This window comes from Streptomyces sp. NPDC056061, assembly GCF_042266885.1.
Lineage (GTDB): Bacteria > Actinomycetota > Actinomycetes > Streptomycetales > Streptomycetaceae > Streptomyces.
Window position 1 is genome coordinate 149,636 of the sequence record NZ_JBHJWQ010000008.1, and the last position, 13,378, is coordinate 163,013.

12 protein-coding genes are annotated in these 13,378 nt (G+C 70.0%); 4 read left to right on the top strand and 8 right to left on the bottom strand.

What is annotated here, in order from left to right:
- Positions 1-118 precede the first annotated feature (118 nt).
- The 3 genes from ACFC79_RS15010 to nth all read right to left on the bottom strand — a co-directional run bounded on the left by ACFC79_RS15010 (position 119) and on the right by nth (position 3,518).
- Positions 119-1,324, bottom strand: a complete 1,206-nt coding sequence (locus ACFC79_RS15010) for a MarP family serine protease (RefSeq protein ID WP_376239876.1) — start codon at positions 1,322-1,324, stop codon at positions 119-121.
- A 92-nt stretch (positions 1,325-1,416) separates the two neighbouring features.
- Entirely contained in the window at positions 1,417-2,058 is a 642-nt protein-coding gene (locus ACFC79_RS15015) for an NUDIX hydrolase (protein WP_376240186.1), read from the bottom strand.
- Positions 2,059-2,486: 428 nt separating this feature from the next.
- Complete coding sequence (gene nth / locus ACFC79_RS15020; RefSeq protein WP_376239879.1) at positions 2,487-3,518, bottom strand: endonuclease III; 1,032 nt, start codon at positions 3,516-3,518, stop codon at positions 2,487-2,489.
- A gap of 418 nt (positions 3,519-3,936) precedes the next feature.
- Here nth and ACFC79_RS15025 point away from each other — a divergent pair, with 418 nt between their 5' ends.
- Entirely contained in the window at positions 3,937-4,611 is a 675-nt protein-coding gene (locus ACFC79_RS15025; protein ID WP_014046869.1) for a Crp/Fnr family transcriptional regulator, read from the top strand.
- Positions 4,612-4,734: 123 nt separating this feature from the next.
- Here ACFC79_RS15025 and ACFC79_RS15030 read toward each other — a convergent pair whose 3' ends face one another.
- The 4 genes from ACFC79_RS15030 to ACFC79_RS15045 form a co-directional block, all read right to left on the bottom strand.
- Complete coding sequence (locus ACFC79_RS15030; RefSeq protein ID WP_376239881.1) at positions 4,735-5,580, bottom strand: MBL fold metallo-hydrolase; 846 nt, start codon at positions 5,578-5,580, stop codon at positions 4,735-4,737.
- Positions 5,577-6,485 carry an NUDIX hydrolase gene (locus ACFC79_RS15035; protein ID WP_376239883.1) on the bottom strand — a complete coding sequence of 303 codons (909 nt, stop codon included), beginning with the start codon at positions 6,483-6,485 and terminating at the stop codon, positions 5,577-5,579. Before ACFC79_RS15035 ends, ACFC79_RS15030 begins: the two co-directional genes overlap by 4 nt.
- Positions 6,486-6,823: 338 nt before the next feature.
- Complete coding sequence (locus ACFC79_RS15040) at positions 6,824-7,294, bottom strand: RidA family protein (protein ID WP_376239885.1); 471 nt, start codon at positions 7,292-7,294, stop codon at positions 6,824-6,826.
- On the bottom strand, positions 7,294-7,452 hold the full coding sequence (locus ACFC79_RS15045) for a DUF4177 domain-containing protein (RefSeq protein WP_003967454.1): 159 nt from the start codon (positions 7,450-7,452) through the stop codon (positions 7,294-7,296). The genes ACFC79_RS15040 and ACFC79_RS15045 overlap by 1 nt, the downstream gene beginning before the upstream one ends.
- Before the next feature lie 82 nt (positions 7,453-7,534).
- Here ACFC79_RS15045 and ACFC79_RS15050 point away from each other — a divergent pair, with 82 nt between their 5' ends.
- Both ACFC79_RS15050 and ACFC79_RS15055 read left to right on the top strand, forming a co-directional pair.
- Positions 7,535-8,545: an ArsA family ATPase gene (locus ACFC79_RS15050; protein WP_376239887.1), complete on the top strand. Its 1,011-nt coding sequence runs from the start codon at positions 7,535-7,537 to the stop codon at positions 8,543-8,545.
- Positions 8,542-10,305 (top strand): ArsA family ATPase, encoded by a 1,764-nt coding sequence (locus tag ACFC79_RS15055; protein ID WP_376239889.1) that lies wholly within the window; start codon positions 8,542-8,544, stop codon positions 10,303-10,305. The genes ACFC79_RS15050 and ACFC79_RS15055 overlap by 4 nt, the downstream gene beginning before the upstream one ends.
- Before the next feature lie 13 nt (positions 10,306-10,318).
- Here ACFC79_RS15055 and ACFC79_RS15060 read toward each other — a convergent pair whose 3' ends face one another.
- Positions 10,319-10,672 (bottom strand): WhiB family transcriptional regulator, encoded by a 354-nt coding sequence (locus ACFC79_RS15060; RefSeq protein ID WP_199883305.1) that lies wholly within the window; start codon positions 10,670-10,672, stop codon positions 10,319-10,321.
- Between the two features lie 387 nt (positions 10,673-11,059).
- On the opposite strand from ACFC79_RS15060, the gene ACFC79_RS15065 reads away from it, so the two are divergent.
- Positions 11,060-13,327: a transglycosylase domain-containing protein gene (locus ACFC79_RS15065; protein WP_376239892.1), complete on the top strand. Its 2,268-nt coding sequence runs from the start codon at positions 11,060-11,062 to the stop codon at positions 13,325-13,327.
- The last annotated feature ends 51 nt before the right edge of the window (positions 13,328-13,378 follow it).

Below are 13,378 nucleotides of genomic sequence, written 5' to 3' on the forward strand. Positions count from 1 at the left end.
GTCAGGGCGAGGACAGAGTCTCCCCCGATCGAGCGAAGCCGGACGTCCGGTGGCGCCCGCACGCCCGCCCCAGATCAGGTGGGGCCGCACGCCCGCCCCAGTCGTTACGCGGCAGCCGTCACAGCGCACACCCCTGGCTGTCGACCTGCTGGTTGGCGGAGAGGCCATGCGCGATGTCCTGGCGGATCTCGTCGGCCGTCAGCGCATAGCCGGTGTCGGGGTCGTCGAGCGATTTCGCGAACACGACTCCGTACACCCTGCCGTCGGGGGTCAGCAGCGGCCCGCCCGAGTTCCCCTGCCGGACAGTCGCGTAGAGCGAGTAGACATCACGGCGGACGGTGCCCCGGCGGTAGATGTCCGGGCCCTTGGCGTCGATGCGGCCCCGGACACGCGCGGCCCGTACGTCGTACGAGCCGTTCTCCGGGAAGCCCGCGACGATGGCGCTGTTGCCGGTCCGGGCGTCGTGGTCGGTGTCGGTGAACTTCAACGGCTTCGCGTCGAGGTTCGGGACATCGAGTACAGCGATGTCGCGCTGCCAGTCGTAGAGCACGACCTTTGCGTCGTACAGCCGCCCCTGGCCGCCGATCTGGACGGTCGGCTCATCGACTCCGCCGACGACGTGGGCGTTCGTCATCACGCGCCGGTCGGCGAACACGAAGCCGGTGCCTTCGAGGACCTTGCCGCAACTCGGGGCCGTACCCACGACCTTGACGATGGACTGCTTGGCCCGGGCCGCGACGGGACTGCCGATCAGCGCCGGATCCGGGGCCTGGACCTCCGTGATCGGCTCGTTGGCGAAGGGGCTGAACACCTGCGGGAAGCCGTTCTGCGCGAGCACCGAGGAGAAATCGGTGAACCAGGTCGAGGCCTGGACGGGCATCACCCGCGAGATGCCGAGCAGGACCGAAGAGCTTCGAACCTCCTTGCCCAGCGTCGGCAGCGAAGTACCGGCCAGCGCCGAGCCGATCAGCCAGGCGACCAGCAGCATCGCGACGACGTTGACCAGGGCGCCCCCGGTGGCGTCGAGGGCACGCGCCGGTGACCATGTGATGTACCGGCGGAGCTTGTTCCCGAGGTGCGTGGTGAACGCCTGCCCCACGGAGGCGCAGACGATCACGATCACGACTGCGACGACCGCCGCCGTCGACGAGACCTCGGATCCGTTCGTCAACTGGTCCCAGAGAATCGGCAGCAGGTAGACGGCGACGAGTCCGCCGCCCAGGAACCCGATCACCGACAGGATGCCGACGACGAACCCCTGTCGATAGCCGATGACCGCGAACCACACGGCGCCGGCCAGCAGCAGGATGTCCAGCACGTTCACCGTCTATTGCCTCGCAGATTCGTCACCGGGCCTGTTGCTTTCGGCTGCTGGGTCCGGGCGGGCCCGGACGGCGCAGCACGGGAGTCAGCCTGTCATGCACGCCAGTCGAGAGGCACCTGCTTGGCGGAGTCCCACGGGCGTTCCCAGCCCGCGAAATGCAGAATGCGGTCGATCACTCCGGCGGTGAAACCCCACACGAGAGCGGATTCGACCAGAAATGCCGGGCCCAGGTGTCCTCTCGGATGGACCGCCGTCGCCCGATTGGCCGGATCAGTGAGATCCGCCACGGGAACGGTGAAGACCCGGGCGGTCTCACCCGGATCGACGACCCGGACCGGACTCCGCGACCGCCACCAGCCCAGGACCGGCGTCACGACGAAGCCGCTCACCGGGATGTAGAGCCTCGGCAGCACGCCGAAGATCTGGACCCCGTGCGGATCGAGGCCGGTCTCCTCCTGCGCCTCCCGCAGCGCGGCTCTGAGCGGCCCCGTCGTCGCCGGATCGCCGTCCTCCGGGTCCAGGGCGCCGCCGGGGAAGGAGGGCTGCCCGGCGTGGGACCGCAGGTTCCCCGATCTCTCCATGAGGAGAAGTTCGGGTCCGCGCTCTCCCTCGCCGAACAGGACGAGCACCGCGGATTGGCGTCCCGCGCCGCTCTCCGGCGGCAGGAACCGGCTGAGTTGGTCGGGCTCGACGGTCTGTGCCGCGTGGGCGACCGGGACGAGCCAGTCGGGCATGCCCTCGGCCGTGACGTGGACGGCGCCGTCGTGGCCCGTCTCCGCCGCGTTCGTGGCGACCTCGGCGGCGGCAACGGCTGCGGCGGGGCTGGTCACCGCCGGATGGCCCGCCGCGGATGCGGCCGCCGCTCGGGACCGTTCCCCCGCACCGCGCTCGTGCGCGCCCTGCTCGTGCGCACTCGGTGCGTGCGTACTCGGTGCGTGAGCGGGCCGCTCGTGTGCCGCGGTCCGCTCGTCGGCGCGCGGCGGCTGCGTGCTCGACTCGCGCGTGCTCGACTCATGTGTGCTCGGCTCGCGCGTGGCCGGTCCGTGCGTGGTCTGCTGGTGCGCGGCCTGTTCTCGTGTGCTCGGTTCGTGCGTCTTCATGGGCACCCCTCGTCTCACAACGCCTGGCGTCACACATTTCGTTCCGCGGTGAACGCCTTGTGTCAGCCGGACCCCAGGGCGGGTGCCGGCTTCCCCGGGAAGTCCGCCGGCGGGCTCAGCCGCTGACCGGGCTGACCGCCCATCTCGTACTTCAGCAGCTTCCTGGCCTTCTCCGGATCCGTCTCGCCCTCCCCGTACGCGGGACACAGAGGGGCGATCGGGCAGGCGCCGCAGGCCGGCTTGCGGGCATGACAGATGCGCCGGCCGTGGAAGATGACGCGGTGCGAGAGCATCGTCCACTCGCTCTTCGGGAAGATCGCACCGACCTCGGCCTCCACCTTCTCCGGGTCCTCCTGGTCCGTCCACTTCCAGCGACGGACCAGGCGGCCGAAGTGCGTGTCGACGGTGATGCCCGGTACGCCGAACGCATTGCCGAGGACGACATTGGCGGTCTTGCGACCTACCCCGGGAAGCGTGACCAGGTCGGACAGACGGCCCGGTACCTCGCCGCCGAAGTTGTCCCTGAGCGCCACGGAAAGGCCGATGAGCGACCTGGTCTTGGCGCGGAAGAAACCCGTCGGCCGGACGAGCTCCTCCAACTCCTCCGGAACGGCCGCGGCCATGTCCTCCGGGGTGGGGTAGGAGGCGAAGACCGCGGGGGTGGTCTGGTTGACCCTCAGATCGGTGGTCTGGGCGGAGAGAACCGTGGCGACGAGAAGCTCGAAGGGGTTCCTGAAATCCAGTTCGGGGTGCGCGTACGGGTAGAGATCGGCCAGCTCACGGTTGATCCTGCGGGCGCGGCGGACCATCGCCAGGCGCGATTCCGGTTTCGCTCCGGCTCCGGCTCCGGCTCCGCGTTTGGTGCCGGCTTTCGCACCGGCCCGGGCTCCGGACCCGGGGCCGGCCTTCGCCCCGGCTCCGGCCCCGGCTCTCGTTCCGCGTTTCGCGCCGGTTTCCCCGTCGGCCTTCGGGCCGGTTCCGGTGTCGGCCTCGGCGCCGGTCCTCGTCCTCGCCTCCGCCGCTGCTTTCCTCCCGCGTCCCACCACCGTCTTCGACGTTCCCTTCGCCGGGGACGTGGCCGCAGTGCCCTTCACACCCTGCGAAGCTTCCGGACCTTCCGGAGCTTCCGGGCTTTTCGGGTCTTTCGGAGTCTTCGGGGTTCTCGGACTTTTCGAGACCCTCGCCGCAGCTCTCCGGGGCTGTGCACCCGCAGGGCGATTTGTCACTATTTCCGAACGAGTCGCACCCTGTTCGCCCACAGCGGAATCACGGCCCTCCGACACTCCATCAGCCCCCTCGACCTGCGCTCTCACCGGCGTTTCGGACACCCGGCCAGCCTAGAGCCACACGCTGACATCCGCCCTGTCCACTGTGCATACGGCCCCGATCGGCCCCCTGCCGCTCGGTTCGGCACGCCCGTGCGTCAAACTGGTTTGTGATTGATCGCACTGTTTTACCGTCCGGCATGATGGGGACCACGGTTCCCTGGACAGGCCGACAAGGAGAGAACTCGTGGACGACGTTCTGCGGCGCGCCCCGCTTTTCGCGGCGCTCGATGATGAGCAGGCCGCGGAGCTCCGCGCCTCGATGAGTGAGGTGACCCTCGCACGCGGCGACGCGCTCTTCCACGAGGGCGACCCTGGCGACCGCCTCTACGTGGTCACCGAGGGCAAGGTGAAGCTCCACCGCACCTCCCCCGACGGGCGCGAGAACATGCTGGCGGTCCTCGGCCCCGGCGAGCTCATCGGCGAGCTGTCGCTCTTCGACCCGGGTCCGCGCACCGCCACCGCGACCGCCCTGACCGAGGTCAAGCTCCTCGGCCTCGGTCACGGTGACCTCCAGCCCTGGCTGAATGCGCGGCCCGAGGTGGCCACGGCGCTGCTGCGTGCCGTCGCCCGCCGACTCCGCAAGACCAACGACCAGATGTCCGACCTGGTCTTCTCGGACGTTCCCGGCCGTGTCGCCCGGGCCCTCCTCGACCTCTCGCGCCGTTTCGGCGTCCAGTCGGAGGAAGGCATCCACGTCGTCCACGACCTCACGCAGGAAGAGCTGGCCCAACTGGTCGGGGCCTCCCGCGAGACGGTCAACAAGGCGCTCGCCGACTTCGCCGGACGCGGCTGGCTGCGGCTGGAGGCCCGTGCCGTGATCCTGCTGGACGTGGAACGTCTGGCGAAGCGGTCCCGCTAGGCCGGTCACGACCTGGGTCGTGAGCCGGAGAGGATCCGCCGGACCGCTGGTGGGGTGCCGCTTCCGCGCGGCCCCGTACGCGCGGCCCGTGAGGGGCCCGCAGAGCTGCGGGACCCTCACGCGTCAGTCCCGATCCGGCCGGATCAGTCCGTGCTCGCCCAGGTACTCCAGCTGTGCCCGCACGGAGAGCTCCGCCGCGGGCCACAGGGACTGGTCCACATCCGCGTACACATGCGCCACCACCTCGGTCGGCGTCCCGTGGCCGGCCTCGACCGCCGTCTCCACCTGGGCCAGCCGGTGCGCCCGGTGCGCGAGGTAGAAGTCGACCGCGCCCTGCGCGTCCTCCAGTACCGGCCCATGCCCCGGCAGCACCGTGTGCACGCCGTCGTCGACGGTCAGTGAGCGCAGCCTGCGCAGCGAGTCGAGGTAGTCGCCGAGCCGCCCGTCGGGGTGTGCGACGACCGTCGTGCCGCGCCCGAGCACGGTGTCACCCGTCAGCACGGCCCGGTCGGCGGGCAGGTGGAAGGAGAGCGAGTCCGCGGTGTGCCCGGGCGTCGGTACCACGCGGAGTTCCAGCCCCCCGGTGGTGATCACGTCGCCCGTGCTCAGCCCCTCGTCGCCGAGGCGGAGCGCCGGGTCCAGGGCCCGCACCTTCGTCCCGGTCAGCTCGGCGAAGCGCGCCGCTCCCTCCGCGTGGTCGGGGTGGCCGTGGGTGAGCAGGGTGAGTGCGATGCGGCGGCCCGCCCGCTCGGCGGTGGCGATGACCGCACGCAGGTGCGTGTCGTCCAGCGGTCCCGGATCGATGACGACCGCGAGGTCGGAGTCGGGCTCGGCCACGATCCAGGTGTTGGTGCCGTCCAGCGTCATCGGCGAGGGGTTGGGCGCGAGGACGTTGACGGCGCGCGTGGTCGCGGGGCCGGACAGCACCCCGCCGCGCGGCTGACCGGGCAGTGCGGAGGCGTCGCTCATACGGGCTCGCCTCCCGTGCCGCGGGTGGCGTCCGGCCCGCTCGGGATGTGCTTGGTGAACTCGTCGTGTCCCGGCCAGCTCAGCACCAGGTCATCGCCCTCCGGCCGCGCCCGTGCGAGGACGGGCGCGAGGTCCTGGGCATCGGCGGCCTTCAGCGCCTCGGCCGCCGTGCCGTACGGCCGCAGCGCCCGCAGTGTCGAAACGGTCGGCGGCATCATCAGCAGCTCCCCACGGTCGTATCCGTCCGCCGCTTCTCCGGGGCCGATCCACACGGCCCGGTCGGCCTCGGTGGAGGCGTTGCGGGTGCGCTGGCCCCCGGGAAGCGCGGCGACGAAGAACCAGGTGTCGTAGCGGCGCGGCTCGAACTCGGGGGTGATCCAGCGCGCCCAGGCGCCCAGCAGGTCGGAGCGCAGTACCAGACCGCGTCGGTCCAGGAACTCCGCGAAGGACAGTTCCCGGGCGACCAGGGCCTCGCGGTCGGCTTCCCAGTCCGCTCCGGTGATGTCGCCGACGACGGTGTCGGCGGTCGGGCCGGCGAGGAGGATGCCCGCCTCCTCGTACGTCTCGCGGACCGCCGCGCAGACGATGGCCTGGGCCTCGGCCGGGGTACCGACCCCCAGTCGCTCGGCCCAGCTCTCCAGAGCGGGTCCGGCCCAGTCGACCAGCCGGTCGTCGTCGCGGGGGTCGACGCCGCCGCCCGGATAGGCGTACGCCCCTCCGGCGAAGGCCATGGAGGCGCGGCGACGCAGCATGTGAACGGCGGGACCGCCCTCGGCGCCGTCGGCGGCATCCCGGAGCAGCATCACCGTGGCGGCCCGCCTCGGCACCGCGGGCGTCAGCTCGCCTGCGGCGAGTGCCCGGATCCGGTCGGGCCATTCCGGTGGGTACCACTGACCATTGGACATGGCCGGAGGCTATCCGGAACCGCGCCGATGTTCGAGAGGCGGAGCGAACGCCATGATCACCGCCCGAGAGCCCGGGACGCGCCGCCACCACCGCCCGGGAACCCGGGAGGCGGAGTGGCCGCCGCCCGAGGAGCGCAGCGACCGTACCGCTACCACGCCCTCCGCCCGCGTACCCCGCCCCGCAGCACCCCGTCCCACACCGCACCGCGCTCACGCCCCGACGGCCCCGCCTCTCCGCACACACGTGATCCCGCCCGGTCGCGTCGACCGGACGGGATCAGGAGTCCGAAGGGCACAGGGGCCGGTCCGCGGCCCGGACGCCCCGGGGCGGGCGTGTCTCAGTCCCCGGCCAGCTCGACCTGGACCTCGACCTCCACCGGGGCGTCCAGCGGCAGCACCGCGACGCCGACCGCACTGCGCGCGTGCACACCCTTGTCGCCGAGAACCTCACCGAGCAGCTCACTGGCACCGTTGATCACGGCGGGCTGCCCGGTGAAGTCGGACGCCGAGGCGACGAAGCCCACGACCTTCACCACCCGGGCGATCCGGTCCAGATCCCCCGCGACGGACTTCACGGCAGCCAGCGCATTGAGCGCACAGGTCCTCGCCAGTTCCTTGGCCTCGTCGGGCGTGACCTCCGCACCGACCTTGCCGGTGACCGCGAGCTTGCCGTCGACCATCGGCAGTTGGCCGGACGTGTACACGTACGCCCCCGACCGCACGGCCGGCTGGTACGAGGCGAGCGGCGGCACGACCTCCGGCAGGGTCAGCCCGAGCTCGGCGAGCTTCGACTCGATGACGCCCGCCACTACGCCTTCTCCCGCTTCAGGTAGGCAACGAGCTGCTCGGGGTTGTTCGGGCCGGGAACGACCTGGACCAGCTCCCAGCCGTCCTCGCCCCAGGTGTCCAGAATCTGCTTGGTCGCGTGCACGAGAAGGGGCACGGTCGCGTATTCCCACTTGGTCATGGCCCGACTGTAATGCCTGCGCAATCCTTGGCACGCGCAGCCTCGTGCGTAGCCCGCGGCCCGACTGGTTAGGCTCGAATACGTGAGCAGGTTCCAGGTCGTCAGCGGCAAGGGCGGTACCGGTAAGACCACGGTCGCCGCCGCCCTCGCGCTCGCCCTCGCGGCCGAGGGCAGGCGCACCCTCCTCGTGGAGGTCGAGGGCAGGCAGGGCATCGCCCAGCTCTTCGAGACGGATTCACTTCCGTACGAGGAGCGCAAGATCGCCGTCGCCCCGGGCGGCGGCGAGGTGTACGCCCTGGCGATCGACGCGGAGCGCGCGCTGCTCGACTACCTCCAGATGTTCTACAAACTCGGCAGCGCCGGCCGAGCGCTCAAGAAGCTCGGCGCGATCGACTTCGCCACCACCATCGCGCCCGGCGTGCGCGACGTGCTGCTGACCGGCAAGGCCTGCGAGGCGGTGCGCCGCAAGGACAAGCAGAACCGGTACGTCTACGACTACGTGATCATGGACGCCCCGCCCACCGGACGCATCACCCGCTTCCTCAACGTGAACGACGAGGTCGCCGGGCTGGCCCGGATCGGGCCGATACACAATCAGGCACAGTCCGTGATGCGGGTGCTGAAGTCCCCCGAGACCGCGGTCCACTTGGTGACGCTGCTGGAGGAGATGCCGGTCCAGGAGACCGCGGACGGCATCGCCGAGTTGCAGGAGGCCGAGCTTCCGGTGGGCCGGGTCATCGTGAACATGGTGCGCCCGCACCTGCTCGACGAGGACACGCTGCGCGCCGCGGCGGGCGGTCGCCGCAAAGAGATCGCCAAGACCCTGACGCGCGCGGGCGTGACGGGCTCCGCCGCACTCGTGCGCCCGTTGGTCGAGCAGGCCGCCGAGCACGCCCAACGGGTCGAGCTGGAACGCGAGCAGCGGGCGGTGCTCTCCGGGCTGGAACTGCCGGGATACGAACTCCCGCTGATCGGCGAGGGGATGGACCCGGCCGGGCTCTACGACCTGGCGACCGAGCTCCGCAAACAAGGAGTGGGGGACGAGGTGGCCGACGCCCCGGAACGAGAGGCCGGACAAGGGGCGGGCGCATGACACCACAGCGCACAGGCGCGGAGACGACCGCCGACGGGGTGATGGACGAGGCATCGCCCCCGGCCCGGCACCGCATCCCCGACGCGGCCGACGACACGTCCTCGTCCCCGGCCGGGTCCCGGACCTCGCCCCGCGCCGCGGGCAGAACCACCGCCGAACCCGCGCCCGCAGGCCCCGCCCCCGCGGGCTCCGTGCCCGCGGGCTCCGTGCCTGCGGGCTCCGCGTCCTTGGGCGCCGCACCCGTCCACACTCCCGCCGTCACACCGGAGTTGGACGTCGACGCGCTGCTGGACGACCCCGGCATCCGGATCGTCGTGTGCTGCGGATCGGGCGGGGTCGGCAAGACCACCACCGCGGCGGCTCTGGGCGTACGGGCGGCCGAGCGCGGTCGCAAGGCGGTCGTCCTCACCATCGACCCCGCGCGCAGGCTCGCCCAGTCCATGGGCATCGACTCGCTGGACAACGTCCCCCGCCGGGTTTCCGGCATCGCGGGCGACGACGGCGGGGAACTGCACGCCATGATGCTCGACATGAAGCGGACCTTCGACGAGATCGTGGAGGCCCACGCGGACGCCGAACGGGCCCGCGCGATCCTGGAGAACCCCTTTTACCAGTCCCTGTCGGCCGGTTTCGCGGGCACGCAGGAGTACATGGCGATGGAGAAGCTGGGTCAGTTGCGCGCGCGCGACGAATGGGACCTGATCATCGTCGACACCCCTCCGTCGCGTTCCGCCCTGGACTTCCTGGACGCGCCCAAGCGGCTCGGTTCCTTTCTCGACGGAAAGTTCATCAAGCTGTTGATGGCCCCGGCGAAGATGGGCGGCCGGGCCGGAATGAAGTTCCTCAACGTCGGCATGTCGATGATGACCGGAACCCTCGGCAAGTTGCTGGGCGGCCAGTTCCTGCGCGATGTGCAGACCTTCGTCGCGGCGATGGACACCATGTTCGGCGGCTTCCGCACCCGCGCCGATGCCACGTACAAACTGCTGCAGGCGCCCGGCACCGCCTTCCTCGTCGTCGCGACTCCGGAGCGCGATGCGCTGCGCGAGGCGGCGTACTTCGTGGAACGGCTCGCCGCGGAGGACATGCCTCTGGCCGGTCTGGTGCTCAATCGCGTCCACGGCAGCGACGCCGCCCGGCTCTCCGCCGAGCACGCTCTGGCAGCCGCGGAAAATCTTGATGCGTCCGGCATTGTGGATCAGATTGACGGGAAGACTGGACTTCGTGACCTGGCCGACTGGTCGGTCGCCTCCCCCGAAGCCGACCACCCCGCGCCCACGCCCGCGCCTTTCGCCGAAGCCGCCGAACGCGAGCACGCAGCCGTTCCCGGAAACGCAACGGACACCACAGACCTCGCTGACACCACAGACACCACGGAAAACATAGGACGAACAGAAGGCGCAGCGGTCCGGGCCCCGGACGAAGGCTGCGGATCAGGGCACGAGAACTGCGGATCAGAAGAAGAACCGGCTGCCCGGGAAGCGAATCCGGAACACGCCCCCGAAGCCGCGTCCTCGGCCGTACTCGCCTCCGCGGCCGCGCCCGTCGAGCAGCTGACGGCCGCCCTGTTGCGACTGCACGCGGAACGCATGCAGGTGGTCGCGCGCGAACAGCGCACACGCGACAGCTTCACCGCCCTGCATCCCGAGGTGGCCGTGACGGAAGTGGCCGCACTCCCCGGTGACGTGCACGACCTGGCGGGCCTCCGGTCCATCGGGGACCGACTCGCGACCGGACCGGCCGGGGGCGGAGCCTCGTAGCCGTCCACCCGCATCAACCCACTGCGGCGTACCTCTCGTGCAGTTCGTCGTCGTCCAGTCCGATCGCCACGGGCAGGATGCCTCCCGTGGACTGCTCGTACTCGCTGCGCGCGGTCTCCAACAACCTGCGCCAGGACGTGACGGTGGGCCGCCTGCGCAGCAACGCCCGGCGCTCCCGCTCCGTCATTCCGCCCCACACGCCGAATTCGACGCGGTTGTCCAGCGCGTCGGCAAGGCACTCGGTCCGCACCGGACATCCGGTGCACACCGCCTTGGCCCTGTTCTGCGCTGCTCCTTGTACGAACAGTTCATCCGGATCCGTAGTGCGGCAGGCTGCCTGCGCACTCCAGTCGGTTACCCAGCCCATCCCGGCGCCGTCCTCTCCCGAATCGAGGCTCCCCCACGGCGGCAGCGGCATATTCACCGCTGCCAGTTGAGGACGTTACGGAAGGTGGCGACAGCACAACACCCCCTTCGGGCCCAATCTTGAATGGCCCGAACGGACTATGCGTATGCGGCAGATCACCCAGGGGAGTGAGGTGAGGACATAGCTGGATATCCCCTGCGGAATAGGGACGGTTCTCCCAGATCGCAACGGACTTTCCATGACACATGAGGCGAATTCGGGAACGCCTTGTCGCATGGCCGGATCGCGCACGGGGGTTGATGCGGAACCGAACTGCTGTGACAGTTGAGTGCAGCTTAGGCCAAGGCATATACGTGTGTCCGGCGAATGAGAACGTAGGCTGCCTCCATGCCAAAGAAGCGCTCGGGCGGGGGTCTCTCGACGACCCAGCAGGCCGCCAAGTTCCTCGGTGTCGCCGCACTTTCCGGAGTTGTGCTCGCGGGCATCGCGCTGCCGGCCGCCGGAGCACTGGGGCTCGCCAGCAAGGGAACGGTCGAGGGATTCGACGAGATCCCGGCCAATCTCCAGACCCCGCCGCTGAGCCAGCGCACCACGATCCTGGACAGCAAGGGCGGAATGATCGCCTCGGTGTACTCGCGCGACCGCACGGTGGTGAAGCTGGAGGACATCTCGCCGTACATGCAGCAGGCGATCGTGGCGATCGAGGACGCCCGCTTCTACGAGCACGGGGCGATCGACCTCAAGGGCATCCTGCGCGCGCTGAACCGCAACGTGCAGACCGGCGGGACGGCGGAGGGCGCCTCGACCCTCACCCAGCAGTACGTGAAGAACGTCTTCATCGAGGAGGCCGGTGACGACCCGGACAAGGTCGCACAGGCCACTCAGCAGACCATGGGCCGCAAGATCCAGGAGCTGAAGTACGCGATCCAGGTCGAGGAGAAGCTCGGCAAGAAGCGGATCCTGGCGAACTACCTCAACATCACGTTCTTCGGGCAGCAGGCGTACGGCGTCGAGGCCGCGTCCCAGCGCTACTTCTCCAAGTCGGCGAAGAACCTCACGCTGGGCGAGGCCGCGATGCTGGCCGGCATCGTGCAGTCGCCGACCCGCTACGACCCGGTCAACGACCCGGAGGAGGCGACCAAGCGCCGCAACATCGTCCTCCAGCGGATGGCCGATGTCGGCAACGTGACTCAGGCCGAGGCCGACGAGGCGAAGGCCGCCCCGATCAAGCTCAAGGTCAAGAAGCCGAAGAACGGCTGCATCACTGCCGTCAGCGGCGCCGGCTTCTTCTGCGACTACGTGCGCAACGTCTTCCTCACCGACCCCGCCTTCGGCAAGACCAAGGAGGACCGGGCCAAGCTCTGGAACCGCGGCGGCCTGACGGTCCGCACGACGCTCGACCCGCAGTCCCAGCAGTCGGCGCAGAACTCGATCAAGAGCCACGTCTACAAGACGGACAAGGTCGCCACGGCCGTCACGCTGGTCCAGCCCGGAACGGGCAAGATCATGGCGATGGGCCAGTCCAGGCCGTACGGCTTCGGCCCCAACGAGACCCAGTACAACTACTCGGTCAACAAGGACATGGGCGGCTCGAACTTCGGCTTCCCGACCGGTTCGACGTTCAAGCCCTTCGTGGCCGCCGCAGCCATAGCGCAGGGCAAACCCGCCACCCAGGTCTACTCGTCGCCGTACGAGATGCCGTACCCGACGGTGCAGACCTGCGACAAGCCGTACGTGAACGTGAACGGCGAGCGGGTGCCGAACGAGGACAAGTCGGAAGTCGGCCCCTACGGGCTGCGGGAGGCGATGGAGAAGTCGGTCAACACCTACTTCATCCAGATGGTGGAGGACATCGGTCTCTGCCCCGTGACGCAGATGACCGACAAGCTCGGCGTGGTGCAGGGCAACGGCGACAAGCTCCCCCAGTCCCCGGCCATCGCCCTCGGTTCCAAGGGCCTCTCCCCCCTGACGATGGCCAGCGCATACGCCGCCTTTGCCAACCGCGGCACCTTCTGCACGCCGATCGCCATCGAGTCGGTGAAGAAGGCGGACGGCTCCTCCCTCCAGGTGCCGAAGACCAGCTGCTCGCAGGCCATGTCCCCGACCGTCGCGGACACCGTGAACACCCTGCTGCGCGGCGTGGTCGACTCGGGTACAGGACAGCAGGCCGGTCTCCAGAGCCGCGACAGCGCGGGCAAGACCGGTACGACCGATGCCCGCAAGAACGCCTGGTTCGTCGGCTACACACCGAACCTGTCCGGCGCGGTCTGGGTCGGCAGCCCGGCCCAGGACGTCGAGATGGAGAACGTCACCATCGGCGGCGTGTACCAGGCCAAGGTGTACGGCGGACAGGTCCCCGGACCGATCTGGCGCGACGCGATGTCGGGCGCCCTCGAAGGACAGCCCGCGACCCCCTTCAACACGGTCGACATCCCGGACCAGCGCAAGGGCGACGACCAGGACCGCGGCGGTGACCGTCCGGGCAACGGCGGCAGCAAGCCCAACCAGAAGTCGGACCACAAGCCGGGCCACAAGCCCGGTGACCGGCCCGGCGGCGGAAACCCGTTCCCCGGCAACACCAACCTGCCCAACCCGGGCGACGGAAACCCCGGCACCCACCCCGGCCAGGACAACGGCGGCGTCCAAGGGCCCTGACCGGTACGACGCACACGTATGAGGGCGGGGTTTCCCGGACCGACCACGGTC